Below are 16,098 nucleotides of genomic sequence, written 5' to 3'. Positions count from 1 at the left end.
GCCGACGGTGCACAGCACCATCGCATCGGGTTTGCCCTGCCGGTACGGCGTACTCGATCACTCGAGGCGATCCCTCACGCGCGCCCGTGCCGCTGTGAGCAGCTGGACGTACTCGCTGCTGAAAGGCTCCACCAGCGCCGCCTCGAGCGTGGCCTCCACGTCCCAGAGCACACGCTGCTCGGCCTGATCCTCGTACTCGACGTCTTCGCGCTTGTTGAACCGGCTGACCCACTCGAACAGGACGAGTGCTTCATCTCCGGTCAGTTCGATCTGAACTCGTTCATTCGCCATCAGCCTGCTGCACCTCTGTTCCTCGATCGCAGGGATTGGTAGATCTGATTGTCGAGCGATGCCAGCTCATCGGCGTTGAGCTCGGGAGGGGTCCAGGCCTGGGCGCGCATGTGCTCGACTGCGGCCGCGCCGACATCTGTTCCGTAGTGCGCGACGTACTCGGCCGCGTCTCTTCGCCAGTAGTACCTACCGTCCGACAGCACGCCTGAGCCGCCGGAGACTCCGAAGGTGCCGCCCACAACGTCCTCCGCGTACTCCATGACCGGCAGGACGACAGAGCCTTCGCGCAGATAGTGCGCGACCATCGGCCGAAGCTGGGGAGGCACTGCTCCCTTCAGAGGCTCCAGCGCGTGCGCGAGCAGCTCGAAGGGCCGCGCTCCGACCAACCCGAAAACGCCCAGCGGCTGTGGGAGCAGCGGTGTCGGGTTCACGTAGGGAGCAATTCGATCAGTACGGCGGTAGCCCAGTCAGGCTCGGCGGTGGCCGGGACGCCGAGGGCTCGCAGGTAGCGGTGGAGCATCTCGCAGGTGAAGCGATCCCGCTTGTGCCGGCGGTGACGGCTGTCGCCATCCTCGAATTCGTACGGGCGGCCGCTGGCCTCGAAGACCCACCGTCCGCCGTCATCGGCAGCGACCACGGACCGTTCCAGTGCCAAGGGTGACTCCGTGTCCGGGCCGTAGACCTCGAGGATCCGTGCGGGGTACCCAGGCCCCTCGTCGGGGACGCACACGGCGCGGATCGCGCGGCACCGGAGTTCGCGGGCGGCCAGACTCGGCATGAGGCCGACGTCGGTGCCGTTCGGCCCGTTGTTCAGCATCAGGGTCCAGCCGGCCAGGTCGACGAACGCGTAGCGGGTGATGGGGGCCGTCGGTGTCAGTGCGGCGGCGGCATCCTGGAGCGACGTCCATCGCGGCGATCCTACGGACCACTTCCCGTCGTCGGCATGAAACCAGTCGGCGACCCGGGTGTGGGGCGCGGCGAAGTAGCCGGCCTCTTGGGTTGTCGGTCCGGCAATGCTTGACGGCAGGGCACCGGGCACTCGAAGTCCTTGGGGTCGCTGGAGGACCCGAGCGTAGAGGGTGCGGCCGGCAAGCGACGGCGGTCGTGCCGAGTGGTGACGCCGGGTGTTCGGCTGGGCGCCATCGGCGATCGTCTGGTGGTTACCAGCGCGTCACTCGGTGGCCCGGACAGTGTCGTCCACGGATCGGCATTCGGTCATGGAGGCGTCGCCGAGGGTTCATCGGGGGTGGGGAACCTTCGAGGCGTGCGCATCGTGATGGTCGCTGAGTCCTTCCTGCCGCAGATCAATGGCGTGGCGAACACGGTTCGTCATGTCGCCGACCGGTTGCTCGCGCGGGACCACGAGCTGCTGATCATTGCCGCCGGCCCGGGGCCGGACAGTTACCACGGGGTGCGGGTGATTCGCGCCCGGAGCTTCGGGATCCCTGGGTACAAGGAGTTTCCGGTGGGGCTGCCGGATCCGGGGATCGAGCGGGCGATGGCCGACTTCAAGCCGGATCTCGTACACCTCGCTTCGCCGTTCATCTTGGGGGCGTACGGGCTGCGCGCCGCGCGGCGGCTCGGGTTGCCTACGGTGGCCATCTTTCAGACTGACATCGCCGGATTTGCTCGGCAGTATCCGTGGTTCGCGAAGACGGATCGGGCTGTGTGGGCCTGGCTCAGAAGAACGCATTCGCGGGTCGACCGGACGCTCGCTCCCTCGTCCGCGGCGATGCAGCAGCTGGTCGAGGCCGGCGTACCGCGGGTGCAGCACTGGGGTCGTGGCGTGAACCTCGATCTCTTCGATCCCTCGCATCGTTCAGAAGAGTGGCGTCGGGAGATCTCCCCTGACGGCAAACCGATTGTCGGGTACGTCGGCCGCCTGGCCGCCGAGAAGAAGGTCCGCCGGCTCGCCGAGCTGACGGATCTCGGCTGCCGCGTGGTGATCGTCGGCGACGGTCCGGACCGCACCTCACTGGAGCACAATTTGCCTGAGGCAACTTTCCTGGGAATGCGGCGCGGCGCCGAGCTGGCGTCCATCTTCGCCGGGCTGGACGTGTTCGTGCACACCGGTGAGCACGAGACGTTCTGCCAGACCATCCAGGAGGCGCAGGCGTCCGGCGTCGCGACGGTCGGCCCGGCCGCGGGCGGTCCGCTCGACCTGATCCACCCGGGTGAGAACGGGCTGCTGTTCGAGCCTGGCAAGCCCGGTTCGCTCAAGGACGCCGTGTCGTTCCTGCTCGACAACCCCGACGCGCGAGCCTCCATGGCGGCGCACGGGTTGCGCCGCGTGCAGACGAGGACCTGGCCCGCGGTGGTCGACGACCTGGTCGACCGGCACTACGCGGAAGTGCTCGCGGCGAAGCAACACACCAGCGCCGCGCTCGCAGGCGGGACTGCCGGCAGCACCGCGAGCACAACCGCGGCCGGTCGCCGTACCGCGAAGGTCCGGCGGGCCGCATGACGCCGTACGGCGAACAGCACACCGCGGGCCTGCGCATCGCCCAGCTGGCGAACTTCGTTGGGCCCACGTCCGGCGGTATGCGGACCGCGATCGAGCACCTCGGTCAGGGCTACGTCGAAGCCGGCGCCGAACGGATCCTCATCACACCAGGCGAGCGCGACAGCGTCACCCGGACCGAGCACGGCACGATCGTCCGGATGAAGGCGCCGAAGGTGGGCGGCGGCTACCGCCTGATCACCGACCCGTGGCGGGTGATCGAAACCCTCGAACGCTTCGAGCCAACCACGGTCGAGATCTCGGACAAGTCCACCCTGCTCCCGGTCGCCCGCTGGGCCAAGAAGAACGACATCGGCTCGGTGCTGTTCAGCCACGAACGCCTGGACGCCATGTTGTCGCTGCGCACCGCTCGCCCCACCCGCCGCAGCGGGGAGGTTCTCCGGCCAGGATGGTGGGGCGGCGAGCCGGGCCAGTACCGCCAGCTCGGCGTTGCTGCCGGTGTCGGCGCGCTCTACAAACTGCTCAGCCGCACGTACGACGCGGTGGTGGTCACCTCGCGTTACGCGGCCGCCGAGTTCGACGAGGTCACCACTCCACTCATCCGGATCCCGCTCGGCGTCGACCTGGAGACCTTCCACCCCTCCCGCGCCGAACCGATCGACGACGGCCTGCTGAAGCTCGTACACGCCGGCCGTCTGTCCCGCGAGAAGAGCCCGCACCTCGCCGTCGCGACCGCCGCCGAGCTGCACCGCCGCGGCGTACCGCTGCGGATGGACGTCTACGGATCAGGCCCGCACCTCGACGAGCTGATCGCGATCGCGGGCAACGCACCCATCCATTTCCACGGGTACGTCGACGGCCGGACGACGCTCGCCCGGCACCTCGCAGAAGCCGACATCGCCCTGTCCGTCTGCCCAGGCGAGACCTTCGGCCTGGCCGTCCTCGAAGCACTCGCAGCCGGTACGCCGGTAGTCACCGCGAACACCGGCGGCGCCCGCGAGTTGGTCGACGCCACCTGCGGCCGCTGGGCCCCGGCCAACCCGCGAGCGCTCGCGGACGCCGTACAGGAGCTGATCACCGTGCCCGGCCGCAGAGCCGCGGCCCGGAAGCGGGCCGAGCTCTACGACTGGGACACCTGCGTGCAGCACATGCTCAGGCTGCACACCCAACTCACCCAGAACCGCCTGGCCGCTTAAGTCAGGTGGTCGTAATCCCCGCGGGCCCAAGCAGCGTGCCGGTCCGCGGAGAACCGCACGACCTGCTTGGCGTCGACCGGGATCGACGCCCCGAAGTTCCCGTACAGGCGGTCATAGGCAAAGACATCCAACGCCTTGGCGACCCGGTCGACCACCGCACCGGACAGCGGGATCCGGTTCGGGTACGAGCGCATGAAGCTCACCGACGTCCGGTCCGGGTTCGCGAAAAGGGTGTCCCCGGCAAGGATCACGCCCTTGCCGTCGGCCCCTTCCGCCCAGTGCACCACCGCGCTGCCCGGGAAATGCCCACCCGGCTGGATCAGCGTCACCCCCGGCAGCAGATCGAGCTGACCCGACCACGTCCGGATCGCCGGGTCCTGTCGGGCGACCCACTCGGCATCGGCCTCCGACACGTACACCGGTACGTCGCCGAGCCGCTTGCTCCACTCCACCTGTACGCCGTACATGTGCGGATGGCTCGCGATGATCGCCTTCACCTCGCCGATCGCGCGCACCGCCTCGACGGCCGCGTCGTCCAGGAAGCCGATCGGGTCCCAGAGCAGGTTGCCCGCACTGGTACGGACCAGCATGGACTGCTGGCCGATACCAGCACCCGGCTCGGAGGTGATCCCGTGCAGGCCGGGCTCGACCTCCTTCAAGTTCACCCGGTAGCCGGCCGCGGCCAGCTCCTCCAAGGTGGTCCAGTGCTGGCCGTCGGCCGGCACCCACTGCCGCTCGTCGGCGCAGATCGCGCAGACCTCGACCTGCTCGCTGTGCTCGACCGCGCAGGTCGCACAGATCCAGAAGTTCACCGTTCGTCCCCTCTCCGTGGCCTCCCGGCCACCACCAGTCCTGCCGACAGTAGGCCCGAAAAGGGCTGACAGGGCGGGCCAATCACCCCGGAATCACGCGGTCCAGTGAGCCCGGTCACTGCCCGCGACACCTGGGAGATCGATGTCACATGAGGACCGTCAGGAAAGGGTTCGGCACAGCGATAGCATCAGAAACGGTCTGGTTCCCTTCCGGACCGAGCCGATCGCGGCCAAGTGCTGAGTCCCCGCCCCCTGGAGTCGCGTCCCCCGGCTCTCGGTCTGTCGTCCGATCGGAGGATCGGTTTGCCCAGCAAACCAGCCGGCACCCTGTACCGCGGCCGCGAGGGCATGTGGTCGTGGGTGGCGCACCGGATCACCGGCGTCGGGATCTTCTTCTTCCTGCTGGTGCACGTGCTCGACACCGCGCTGGTCCGGGTCTCCCCGGAGGCGTACAACGAGGTGATCGGCACCTACAAGAACCCGATCGTCGGCCTGATGGAGGTCGGTCTGGTCGCCGCGATCCTGTTCCACGCCTTCAACGGCATCCGGCTGATCCTGGTGGACTTCTGGGCCAAGGGCCCGCGCTACCAGCGCCAGCTGATGATCGGGGTCGGCGTCGTCTGGGTCGTGCTGTTCGTGCCGTTCGTGATCCGGCACCTGATGCACGTCTTCGGAGGCTGATCGCCGATGACCACTCCTGAGATCGCCCAGCCGCGGTCCTCCACCCGGTCCCGCTCGCTCAAGGGCGGCGGCCGCAACCGTTCCGGCCAGACCAACTTCGAGCTGTACGGCTGGCTGTTCATGCGGCTGTCCGGCCTGGCGCTCGTCGTACTGGTGCTCGGCCACCTGTTCGTCAACCTGATGCTCGGCGGCGGCATCACCGCGCTCGACTTCGGTTTCGTGGCCGGCAAGTGGGCCAACCCGCTGTGGCAGGTCTGGGACCTGCTGATGCTGTGGCTGGCGATGCTGCACGGCACCAACGGGATGCGCACGATCATCAACGACTACGCCGAGAAGGACCAGACCAGGTTCTGGCTGAAGGCCCTGCTGATCACCGCCTCGATCGTGATCGTCGTGCTCGGCACCCTGGTCATCTTCACCTTCGACCCCTGCCTCGACCCCAGCTCCACGCTGACGGTCTGCAAGTAAGGACAGCTTCTAATGCAGCGGCACCAGTACGACGTAGTGATCGTCGGTGCGGGCGGTGCGGGGATGCGCGCCGCCCTGGAGTCCAGCAAGCGGACCCGGACCGCCGTGCTCACCAAGCTCTACCCGACCCGGTCGCACACCGGCGCGGCCCAGGGCGGCATGTGTGCCGCGCTGGCCAACGTCGAGGAGGACAACTGGGAGTGGCACACCTTCGACACCGTCAAGGGCGGTGACTTCCTGGTCGACCAGGACGCCGCCGAGGTGATGTGCCGCGAGGCCGTCGACGCGGTCCTGGACCTGGAGAAGATGGGCCTGCCGTTCAACCGGACGGCCGAGGGCAAGATCGACCAGCGCTTCTTCGGTGGCCACACCCGCAACCACGGCGAGGCCGTCGTACGGCGGTCGTGCTTCGCGGCGGACCGCACCGGCCACATGATCCTGCAGACGCTGTACCAGCAGTGCATCAAGCAGAACGTCGAGTTCTTCAACGAGTTCTACGTGCTCGACCTGCTGATGGTCGCCGGTCGTGCGACCGGCGTCGTTGCCTACGAGCTGGCCACCGGCGAGCTGCACATCTTCAGCGCCAAGTCGATCGTGTTCGCCTCGGGCGGCTTCGGCAAGGTCTTCCGTACGACGTCCAACGCGCACACCCTGACCGGCGACGGCATGGGCATCGTGTGGCGCAAGGGCCTGCCGCTGGAGGACATGGAGTTCTTCCAGTTCCACCCGACCGGCCTGGCCGGCCTCGGCGTCCTGCTGTCGGAGGCCGCTCGTGGTGAGGGCGGAATCCTGCGCAACAAGGACAACGAGCGCTTCATGGAGCGGTACGCGCCGACCGTGAAGGACCTGGCGCCGCGCGACATGGTCGCCCGGGCGATGGCCAACGAGGTCCGCGAAGGCCGCGGCTGCGGCCCGGACGGTGCGTACGTGATGCTCGACCTGACCCACCTCGAGCCCGCGCACATCGACGCGAAGCTGCCGGACATCACCGAGTTCGCCCGGACCTACCTCGGCGTCGAGCCGTACACCGAGCAGATCCCGGTCTTCCCGACCGCGCACTACGCGATGGGCGGCATCCCGACCAACATCCGCGGCGAGGCGCTGGCCAACAACGACGACGTGATCCCCGGCCTGTACGCCGCGGGCGAGGTCGCCTGCGTGTCCGTGCACGGCGCGAACCGGCTGGGCACGAACTCGCTGCTCGACATCAACGTGTTCGGCCGCCGGGCCGGCATCGCGGCCGCGGAGTACGCCGAGACCGCCGAGTTCGAGGAGCTGCCGGAGCAGCCCGAGGACTTCGTCGTCGACCTGGTCGAGGGGCTGCGCAACGCCACCGGTACCGAGCGGGTGGCCGCGATCCGGACCGACCTGCAGGCCACGATGGACATCAACGCGCAGGTGTACCGGACCGAGGGCTCGCTGAAGCAGGCGCTGCTCGACATCGAGGGCCTGAAGACCCGGTTCGCGAACGTCGCCGTACAGGACAAGGGCAAGCGGTTCAACACCGATCTGCTCGAAGCTGTCGAGCTGGGCTTCCTGCTGGACCTGGCCGAGGTACTGGTGTTCTCGGCGCTGGAGCGCAAGGAGTCCCGCGGCGGGCACTTCCGCGAGGACTACGACAAGCGCGACGACGTGAACTTCATGCGGCACACGATGGCGTACCGCGAGGTCGATGCCGAAGGCAACATCAACATCAGGCTGGACTACAAGCCGGTCGTCCAGACTCGCTACAAGCCGATGGAGCGCAAGTACTGATGGACGTCAAGGTCAAGATCCTCCGCTACAACCCGGAGGTCACCGAGGACTCCGAGTGGATCACCTACTCCGTCACCCTCCAGCCGGGCGACCGGGTGCTCGACGCGCTGCACAAGATCAAGTGGGAGCAGGACGGCACACTCACTTTCCGCCGTTCCTGCGCGCACGGGGTCTGCGGCTCGGACGCGATGCGGATCAACGGCCGCAACCGGCTGGCCTGCAAGACGCTGATCAAGGACCTGAACCCGGACAAGGAGATCACCGTCGAGCCCATCAAGGGCCTGCCGGTGCTCAAAGACCTGGTCGTCGACATGGAGCCGTTCTTCGACGCCTACCGCGCGGTGATGCCGTTCCTGGTCACCGACGGGCACGAGCCGAGCCGCGAGCGGATCCAGTCGCAGTCCGACCGGGAGCGCTTCGACGACACCACCAAGTGCATCCTCTGCGCGGCCTGTACGACGTCCTGCCCGGTGTTCTGGTCCGACGGCCAGTACTTCGGCCCGCAGGCGATCGTCGGCGCGCACCGGTTCATCTTCGACAGCCGCGACGAGGGCACCGAGCAGCGCCTGGAGATCCTGAACGACAAGGAAGGCGTCTGGCGCTGCCGGACCACCTTCAACTGCACCGACGCCTGCCCCCGCGGCATCGAGGTCACCAAGGCGATCCAGGAAGTCAAACGAGCCCTGATCTTCCGCCGCGTCTGAGCTCAGGCCGAAAGGAGCTTCCGCTCCCAGCCGCACACCAACCTCCGCGCCCGCCGTTCCATCCGACGGCGGGGCGGGTCGGGTGGCGTCTGGCGGTGGGGCTGGTTGGACGCGTCTGGCGGGGGGCTGGTTGGACGGCGTCGGGCGGCCGGCTGGTCGAGTGGTGGGGCTGGTCGAGTGGTGGGGTGCTCGATGACCGGCGGTGCGCCCTGGCGTTGGGGCTTGAGTGGCCTCGACCGGGTGCGGGGCGTCGGGGAGAGGCGCGGAATGACCGCGCGTCGGTCGTCGACGGGCCGATCACCGGCATGCACGCGCCCGGGATGCGACTGCGGGGATGCTCCGTTGCCGATTTGTGAGGTTTGCCGAGGACGTTCGCTGGTGACTATGTCCCGTTGGGTACAGACATGTCGCCCGTAGTAGAACCTTGATGGGGAAGGTACTTCCCGTGCTCACCACACTCGAAGCTCCGCGGACCGTGGTCTCCGATCAGCAGGCCGCTCCGCACGCCGCCCTGTACGCCCTTGTGGACCGTCCTCGCCACCGCTGGCTTCGGCTCGATCGCCGCTGGGTGGCCGAAGCCGTCGTCGGCGTTGTGGCGCTGACGCTGGCCATCGCCGCGTTCACGCTCGCTGGGCACTTCTGATCCGTCGTACGACGAAACCCCCGGACCGCCGGCGCCGGCTGCAGACCAAGCAGTGGGGCGACCCCGTGGTCCGGGGGTTTGTTGTGTCGTGGGTCCGTCAGTTGCGGACGGCGTTCTGCTGCTCGCTGCAGTCCTTCGCGTTGCCGATGCCGGTGTAGCAGATCTGGACGCGGACCCGGTCGGGGCTGCCGGACATCACGAACCGGTAGGACCTGCTGAGGTGCTCCGAGGTCCGGTACTGGGTGCCGATCTTCTTGCTGCCGCGGAAGGCCTCGAAGGAGACCGTCGCATAGCCGGCCGAGTCGAAGTCGTACACAGTGCCGCTGATCGTCGCGTTGCGGCTGGTCCAGGCGACGCCGCCGTAGGCGCGCTGGTAGCAGTTGGACAGACAGACCGCGAACCTGTCGTTGGCGTACTGCGTGCTCTCCGTCGCGGCCGTTGCCGCCGTCTGTCCGGTCACCGCCACCGCGGCCGCCGCCGCGAGTACTGCCACACCACGCCGTACCGATCCCACCACTGCGACTCTCCCCTGCTCCGAGTTTGTTGCCATGGGCCCCTAGTCTGCCCGCTGGACGGACCGGGCGCCTACTCGGTTGCAGGAAGTGACATCGCTCGCGCGCGCGTACCCCGTCGTACCGGAAAGAACATGTCGGCCAGGCAACGATCGGTCGGCGTACGGATCTCGGGCTGTGCACGGGCTCGTGTCGACAGTCAGCTGACAGCGGGCTGACACCGGGGACGCCTTGGCTGGAAGGCGTTCAGTGATCCGTTGACAGAAGGAGCGACATGTACCGCAAGCGTGTAGCAGTCATCCTGGCCGGTGGACTCGCCGTCGCGGGGTTCGGCGTGATCAGCCCGGCGAACGCGACCGAGAACGCACCGACCGCCGGCAACGTCCGGATGTGGGAGGACCCGGACTACACCGGCAGCCAGTACGTCACCGCGACCCCGGACAACTGCCCGGACGGCTGCGACATCGACGGCTGGGACGGCGACAACGAGATCTCCTCGGTGCGCAACGAGACCGCCTGCAAGATCCGGCTGTACGCCGACGACAACTTCGGCGGCCGCTCGGTCGACCTGGCCGCGAACACGAACTACTCCAACCTGGAGCAGGTCGGCTTCGACAACGACGCGGAGAGCTTCCAGTTCGTCTGCTGACCTGATCATGGCGACGCCCCGGGGACCGACTGGTTCCCGGGGCGTTTGGCCGGTCGGCGCCATGGCCAGATTGGTCACGAATATTGTTGAGGCGGCAGACACAGGGCGCTAGAAACCTATGTGACCGCTCACCGACTCCGCGTGAGCTCCCTGCCTAAGGACCGCCCAGTGCCTCCTGCCCGATCTCGCAGACGAGTTTCACTCCTGCTGACACTTGCGGTCCTTGGTACCGCTCTGGTGTCAGTCCCTCAGGCCTCCGCCGCTCCCCCTCCGATCCCTTCCCCGGCTGCTGCACCGCCTGCTCCCAGCCGGTACATCGTCACCCTGCGAGACCCTGCTGCAGCCTCGTACGTCGGCGGCGTCACCGGCAAGGCACGGACCGCGCCTCGCCAGGGCGAAGGCCTGCGCGCCGACTCGGCCCCGGTCAAGGCCTACCGCGAGTACCTGCGCGCACAGCAGAACACCACCGCCGCGACCGTCGGCAGCCGCGTCATCTCGTCGTACTCGGCCGCTCTGAACGGCTTCACCACCAAGCTGTCCGCCGTACAGGCCGAGCAGCTCCGCACCGATCCGTCGGTGCTGTCGGTCGTCGAGGACGTCCTGCGCAAGCCGCTCGCCGTCTCCTCCACCGACTACCTCGGGCTGAGCGGCGACAACGGCGTCTGGGCAACCAACGGCGGCGTCGGCAAGGCCGGCCAGGGCGTCGTGGTCGGCGTCGTCGACACCGGGATCGCGCCGGAGAACCCCGCGTTCGCCGGAGCCCAACTCGGCACGACCGCAGGCGCGGAGCCGTACCTCGACGGCGGCGCCATCAAGTACCGCAAGGCCGACGGCGGCACCTTCACCGGAGCCTGTACGACGGGCGCCCAGTTCACCGCCGCCGCCTGCACGACCAAGCTGATCTCGGCCCGGTACTTCGTCGACAACTTCGGCGCCGACCATATCGGCACCCCGGAGACCGGCGAGTACCTGTCCCCGCGCGACGGCAACGAGCACGGCTCGCACACCAGCAGCACCGCCGTCGGCGCGCACGACGTCGAGGCCGATCTGGCCGGCGTACCGGTGGGCAAGATCTCCGGCGTTTCCCCGGCCGCGAAGGTCGCGGCGTACAAGGCCTGCTGGAGCGGCCCCGCGGCCGGTCCCGAGGACGACGGCTGCGCGACCGGCGACCTGCTCGCCGCGATCGACGCGGCGGTGGCCGACAACGTCGACGTGATCAACTACTCGATCGGGATGGCCTCGGGCGCCGAGAGCACGGACTCGATCGTGGACGAGGCGTTCCGCAACGCCGCTTCGGCCGGCATCTTCGTCGCCGCTGCGGGCGGCAACGCGGGTCCGGGGAGCTCGACGATCGACAACGCGTCGCCGTGGATCACGACGACCGCGGCGAGCACGATCCCGAACCGGAGCGCGACGGTGCGGCTCGGCGACGGGACCGAGCTGCTCGGGGCTTCGGTCTCGGTGCCGAGTGCCCCTGTCAGTGGGCCGCTGGTCGCCGCATCGGCCACTGGTACCGCGACTGCTTCCCAGCCTTCGTTGTGTGGGCCGGGCGTCCTCGATCCCGCGAAGGTCACCGGGAAGATCGTGCTCTGCGAGCGCGGCATCGTCAATCGGCTGGCCAAGTCGGCCGAGGTCAAGCGCGCCGGCGGGATCGGCGTGATCCTGGTCAACCCGGCGCCGGACTCGCTCGATCTGGACGCGCACACCCTGCCGACCGTCGCCATCGACGCCGACCGGTACGACGTACTGACGGCGTACGCCGCTCGCGATGGAGCTTCCGCGACGCTGGTCGACGGGAACCCCTCGAACCTCCCCGAGCCCGCGGCGCCGCAGATCGCGGGGTTCTCCTCGCGCGGCCCGGTGACCGCCGATGGTGGCGACCTGATCAAGCCGGACCTGGCCGCGCCGGGCGTCGGGATCCTTGCTGCTGCAGCCAATGCGGCCGGTGCGCGGCCGGCGTACGCGTTCCTCTCCGGTACGTCGATGGCGTCGCCACACGTCGCCGGGCTGGCGGCGCTCTACCTCGGGCTGCACCCTGCGGCGACGCCGGCCGAGATCAAGTCGGCGCTGATGACGACGACCCGGCCGACGGCCGGCGAGTCCGCCGGTGATGTGTTTGCCGAGGGCAACGGGCAGGTCGATCCGACGCGGTATCTGAGCCCGGGACTGCTTTATCTGAACGGGCCTGACGACTGGGCCGGGTACATCGCGGCGATTCATGGTGATGCGTCGGCGCCTGATCCGTCGGACCTGAACCTGGCGTCGATCGGCGTCGGATCGCTGGCCGGGCGGCAGACCGTGACCCGCTCTGTGACCTCCACCGGCGCCGGGACGTTCACGGCTGACCCGGTCGCGGTTCCCGGCGTACAGACTGTGGTCGAGCCGTCGACACTGAGCTTCACGGCCGCAGGGCAGACCAAGAGCTTCCAGGTGACCTTCACGCGGACCACGGCTCCGCTCGACGCGTACGCGACCGGGCAGCTGGTCTGGCGCAGTGGCGAGCAGACAGTGCGCAGCGCTGTCGCCGTACGGCCTGTTGCGCTGGTGACTCCGGCTGAGGTGTCGGCCAACGGCAGCACCGGCCGTACGACGCTGACTGTGGCAGGTGGCGACGCGCTGGACGTACCGCTCGCTGTGACGGGGCTCAGCCGCGGGCAGCGGCTCGACGGCTCCGGTACTGCGGGTGGGGCGACGCAGAGCCAGGTGGTGGAGGTGCCGGCCGGTACGCCGCACGCCCGGTTCGTGCTGAGTGCTGGGACTGCTGGTGCGGACCTGGACCTGTCGGTCTACCGGGTCAACGACTACGGGGACCGGTTGCTGGTCGCACGGGCGGCTACGCCGTCTGCTGGTGAGCAGATCGACCTGGACGACCCGCAGGCTGGGCTGTACCAGGTTGAGGTGAGCTTCTACGCGGGTGCTGGGGCGCTCGGGTACAGCCTGACCAGCTATGTGCTGAGTGCTTCAGAGGGGGCCTTTGCGGCTTCGCCGACGACGGTCTCGCTGAGCATCGGCAGCAGGACGCCGGTCGAGCTGTCCTGGCAGGGGCTGCGGCCGGGCGGGCAGTACCTGGGCCGGGTGAGCTACGGCGACACCGGGCGTACGTCGTACGTGGTGATCACCAGCGACCCCCGGACTGGGCCGCCTGTTGGTGACCCGGGTGCTCGGCCGCAGGTGTCGGTCAAGCCTGACTATGCGCTGGCTGGGCGGACGGTGGCTGTTGTCGGGAGCGGACTGGTGCCGGCTGTTGGCTACCAGGTCCGGTTGAAGGGCGCCAGCCAGGTGCTCGCGAGTGGGCTCGTCAGCGACGACGGACGGGTGGGGCTGCTGGTCACGCTGCCTGCTGGGCTCAAGCCTGGTCAGCAGACTGTTGAGCTGCGGTACGCCGGGAAGACGGTGGCTGACGCTTTCACGATCACTCCGGTGGTGCTGCGCGGGCTGTCGGGTGACGACCGGCAGGCGTTCGACGGGAACCCGTTTGTCGCGCTGGTGGGTGCGGTGAGCGGCAAGGGGTCGGTGCGGGTGACGATCAAGGGGCGCACGAGTGTGTACCTCGACCAGACGATGCCGGTGGACAGCGGGACGCTGCAGGCGATCGACTGGGCGTCTGCTCGGGTGGAGACGCGGGCGGAGAAGCTCACCGCGACTCTGACCGTGCAGCTCGACCGTGGCAAGGCTGGGCAGAGCAAGACGGTCAGCTGGACCCCTGCGGCTGGTGCGGCCAGTACTGCTTCGATCGTGGGCTCTGGTCGGCAGGCTCGGGTGACGTACGTGAACCACAGTGAGCGCGTGGTGTTCCCGACGCTGCGCTACAAGCTGACCAGTGGTGACGTCGTCTTCGCGACACTGCAGGTCGACCCGGACCAGACTCTCGCGCGCACGTACGACGTGACTGGTGTCGACCGGCTCGACCTGGTGCTCGACGGCGCCGCTGTTGCGACGTACCGGAACCTGGACAAGAGCCGGCTCAACGGGCCGCCTGCGTTGGCTGAGCCGTTCTGGGCGACGTTCCATCGCGGCACCGGCCAGCAGTTGCAGCTGACGCTCACGAACCGGCCCGCCGGGTACAGCGGGCTGTTCTCGCTGCTGGTGGGGCAGGGCACGGACATCTACACCGGGCCTAAGGAGCTGTACGCCGAGGACATCCCCGTCGTGTACAGCCCCGAGGAAAAGGCGCCGGTCTCGCGGACGCTGAACGTGCCTGCCGGGCGGGCCTTGTGGGCGACCGCGTTCTACGAGGTGGTCCGGCCGGACATCCAGTACCTCGCCGTACGGACGATGCTCGCGACGCCGCTCACCCAGTCCGACCTCGCGCCGGTGCGTGGCAGCTCGACCTTCGCGGTCGACGCAGCACCTTCACCGGCCCACACGGGCACCACGGTGTCCGTCACCGCCGCCGGTCTGTCGCCGAACGAGCCGTGGACCGTCTGGCTGGGTGTGTTCCCGGTAGCCCACGGCCGAGCTTCAGCCGCCGGCTGGATGCACACCTTCGTCCAGATCCCGTTGCTCCACGGCAACACCACGCCGGTGACGGTCACCGGCAAGACCCTGACCAGATCAGGCCAGGTGGTGATCCAGACGCCGAGGTAACCCTCACGGGTGCATCCGTGCCCCCTTGAGCACCTTGTCCACCGCGTTCTTCGGTCCGTGCAGGGCGATCCCGACCAACTCGAGCTCGCCCTGCCGGACCGCCTTCACGGCCGCCCGGTTGTCCCGGTCATTGCCTGTAGCAAACAAATCCGCGGTGAACACGGAGTGCGGGATGCTCCGCCCGAGCACTCGCCCGTGCGAGACCGCCATCTGCTCCTTGGACCCCTCGAACACGAGCACCGGCTGGCGGAACATCGGCAGGTACTGCGTGCCGTCGGCATCCTCGTACGGCAATCCGAGCAACTCCGGCTGAGCCGTCGCCAACCCGGACACCAGGAAGGCCGTGACGTTCAATCGCTGCCAGGTCGCCAGGTCGTCCCGCAGCAGAACCGCGATCTTCGTGTCGAACTTGATCTCATCCACAGGCCCCAATCTGCCCGCTCCCCAGGGCCTGTGGCTTGTACGTTCTTAGCAATAGGGCGAATTGTTGGTGACCGCGGTGGCGACGCGGAGGTAGAGGTTGAAGAGGCGGTAGAGGTGGAGCATGTCGCCTTGGGTGGTGATGGTGCGGTCGTCGGTTTTCTCGAGGCCGGGGATGGCCAAGAGGTGGGAGGCGACTGAGGCGGACTGCCAGCGGACGGTCAACTGGTGGATGGTTTTGGAGGGGGCCGGCGGATTCGCCGCGGGGGCGGTGGGCTCGGGCCTGGTGGGGAGGGTGGTGAGGGCTCTTTGGACTGTTTGTTCGATACCTGCTCGGGACTCGGCGACCGGGACGAGCTGGGCGGCGAAGCGGTCTTTGGCTTGCTTGACCGGGTAGGCGTGGATCTGGGGGTCCCAGGTGGTGGCCTCGGTGCAGGCGGTGTTGTCGCCGGTCAGGGCGGCTACGGGGACGCCGTACGCCGACGCGGCCGCGTGGAGGAGGCCTATTTCGCCAGTCGGCTTGTCGTCGAGCCAGATGTCTTCGATTTCGTGGCCCATGAAGCTGTGACTCAAGACGCCGAGGGTGCCGGCTCTGGAGTGGAAGCCGACGCAGACGACGGCGTCGAAGTCGGGGGTCAGGCCCTCGATCATGCCCATCGGTTTGGGGCGGCCCTTGATCAGGAGGGCTCGGGGGTCGAGCAGGTCGGGCAGCAGGTTGCGCATCGGCCCGTGGGCGTCGTTGACGAGGACGTACTTCGCGCCGGCGGCGTACGCGCCGCGGACGGCGGCGTTCACGTCCTCGGTCATCAGGCCGCGGCCGCGTTCGTAGTCGCGGCCGGGCGGCTGGACGTCCTCGGCGTCGACCAGGCCGGTGATGCCTTCCATGTCCGCGCTGATGTACACCTTCACCCGAGTCCCC

16 protein-coding genes are annotated in these 16,098 nt (G+C 68.5%); 9 read left to right on the top strand and 7 right to left on the bottom strand.

The features are described 5' to 3' along the window. Positions 1–57: 57 nt before the first annotated feature. From ACYVIO_RS13510 to ACYVIO_RS13500, 3 genes are all read right to left on the bottom strand, one after another. Positions 58–291 (bottom strand): hypothetical protein, encoded by a 234-nt coding sequence (locus ACYVIO_RS13510; RefSeq protein ID WP_460651066.1) that lies wholly within the window; start codon positions 289–291, stop codon positions 58–60. Further along, on the bottom strand, positions 291–596 hold the full coding sequence (locus ACYVIO_RS13505; protein ID WP_460651065.1) for a hypothetical protein: 306 nt from the start codon (positions 594–596) through the stop codon (positions 291–293). The genes ACYVIO_RS13510 and ACYVIO_RS13505 overlap by 1 nt, the downstream gene beginning before the upstream one ends. A 122-nt stretch (positions 597–718) precedes the next feature. Continuing rightward, the gene (locus tag ACYVIO_RS13500) at positions 719–1,330 is read right to left on the bottom strand and encodes a hypothetical protein (protein WP_460651064.1); all 612 of its coding nucleotides are present in this window, start codon (positions 1,328–1,330) and stop codon (positions 719–721) included. A gap of 225 nt (positions 1,331–1,555) precedes the next feature. Here ACYVIO_RS13500 and ACYVIO_RS13495 point away from each other — a divergent pair, with 225 nt between their 5' ends. Next, positions 1,556–2,755 (top strand): glycosyltransferase family 4 protein, encoded by a 1,200-nt coding sequence (locus tag ACYVIO_RS13495; RefSeq protein ID WP_460651063.1) that lies wholly within the window; start codon positions 1,556–1,558, stop codon positions 2,753–2,755. Next, the gene (locus tag ACYVIO_RS13490; protein ID WP_460651062.1) at positions 2,752–3,948 is read left to right on the top strand and encodes a glycosyltransferase; all 1,197 of its coding nucleotides are present in this window, start codon (positions 2,752–2,754) and stop codon (positions 3,946–3,948) included. Before ACYVIO_RS13495 ends, ACYVIO_RS13490 begins: the two co-directional genes overlap by 4 nt. On the opposite strand, the gene ACYVIO_RS13485 is transcribed toward ACYVIO_RS13490, so the two are convergent. Further along, positions 3,945–4,760, bottom strand: coding sequence for an MBL fold metallo-hydrolase (locus ACYVIO_RS13485; protein ID WP_460651061.1), 816 nt, complete (start codon positions 4,758–4,760; stop codon positions 3,945–3,947). The two genes, ACYVIO_RS13490 and ACYVIO_RS13485, sit on opposite strands and share 4 nt — an antisense overlap. Positions 4,761–5,063: 303 nt before the next feature. Between ACYVIO_RS13485 and sdhC the strand changes: the two genes are divergently transcribed. From sdhC to ACYVIO_RS13460, 5 genes are all read left to right on the top strand, one after another. Beyond that, positions 5,064–5,441, top strand: coding sequence for a succinate dehydrogenase, cytochrome b556 subunit (gene sdhC, locus ACYVIO_RS13480; protein ID WP_460651060.1), 378 nt, complete (start codon positions 5,064–5,066; stop codon positions 5,439–5,441). Between the two features lie 6 nt (positions 5,442–5,447). Continuing rightward, positions 5,448–5,909 carry a succinate dehydrogenase hydrophobic membrane anchor subunit gene (locus ACYVIO_RS13475; protein ID WP_460651059.1) on the top strand — a complete coding sequence of 154 codons (462 nt, stop codon included), beginning with the start codon at positions 5,448–5,450 and terminating at the stop codon, positions 5,907–5,909. 12 nt (positions 5,910–5,921) lie between these two features. Continuing rightward, positions 5,922–7,664, top strand: a complete 1,743-nt coding sequence (gene sdhA / locus ACYVIO_RS13470) for a succinate dehydrogenase flavoprotein subunit (RefSeq protein WP_460651058.1) — start codon at positions 5,922–5,924, stop codon at positions 7,662–7,664. After that, positions 7,664–8,368 carry a succinate dehydrogenase iron-sulfur subunit gene (locus ACYVIO_RS13465; RefSeq protein ID WP_460651057.1) on the top strand — a complete coding sequence of 235 codons (705 nt, stop codon included), beginning with the start codon at positions 7,664–7,666 and terminating at the stop codon, positions 8,366–8,368. Before sdhA ends, ACYVIO_RS13465 begins: the two co-directional genes overlap by 1 nt. A gap of 445 nt (positions 8,369–8,813) precedes the next feature. Further along, positions 8,814–9,011 carry a hypothetical protein gene (locus tag ACYVIO_RS13460; RefSeq protein ID WP_460651056.1) on the top strand — a complete coding sequence of 66 codons (198 nt, stop codon included), beginning with the start codon at positions 8,814–8,816 and terminating at the stop codon, positions 9,009–9,011. Positions 9,012–9,108: 97 nt separating this feature from the next. Here ACYVIO_RS13460 and ACYVIO_RS13455 read toward each other — a convergent pair whose 3' ends face one another. Next, the gene (locus ACYVIO_RS13455; protein ID WP_460651055.1) at positions 9,109–9,561 is read right to left on the bottom strand and encodes a hypothetical protein; all 453 of its coding nucleotides are present in this window, start codon (positions 9,559–9,561) and stop codon (positions 9,109–9,111) included. 236 nt (positions 9,562–9,797) lie between these two features. Between ACYVIO_RS13455 and ACYVIO_RS13450 the strand changes: the two genes are divergently transcribed. Further along, positions 9,798–10,172, top strand: a complete 375-nt coding sequence (locus ACYVIO_RS13450) for a peptidase inhibitor family I36 protein (RefSeq protein ID WP_460651054.1) — start codon at positions 9,798–9,800, stop codon at positions 10,170–10,172. Between the two features lie 237 nt (positions 10,173–10,409). Next, positions 10,410–14,759, top strand: a complete 4,350-nt coding sequence (locus ACYVIO_RS13445; RefSeq protein ID WP_460651053.1) for a S8 family serine peptidase — start codon at positions 10,410–10,412, stop codon at positions 14,757–14,759. A gap of 3 nt (positions 14,760–14,762) precedes the next feature. Here ACYVIO_RS13445 and ACYVIO_RS13440 read toward each other — a convergent pair whose 3' ends face one another. Together ACYVIO_RS13440 and ACYVIO_RS13435 are read right to left on the bottom strand one after the other, a co-directional pair. Continuing rightward, complete coding sequence (locus ACYVIO_RS13440; RefSeq protein WP_460651052.1) at positions 14,763–15,182, bottom strand: DUF2000 family protein; 420 nt, start codon at positions 15,180–15,182, stop codon at positions 14,763–14,765. A gap of 45 nt (positions 15,183–15,227) precedes the next feature. Next, positions 15,228–16,088: a M55 family metallopeptidase gene (locus ACYVIO_RS13435; protein ID WP_460651051.1), complete on the bottom strand. Its 861-nt coding sequence runs from the start codon at positions 16,086–16,088 to the stop codon at positions 15,228–15,230. Positions 16,089–16,098: the final 10 nt, after the last annotated feature.

Source organism: Kribbella endophytica (assembly GCF_054781295.1).
Note: the sequence above shows the minus strand (reverse complement) of the source record. Positions and strands in the feature narration are given on the sequence as shown.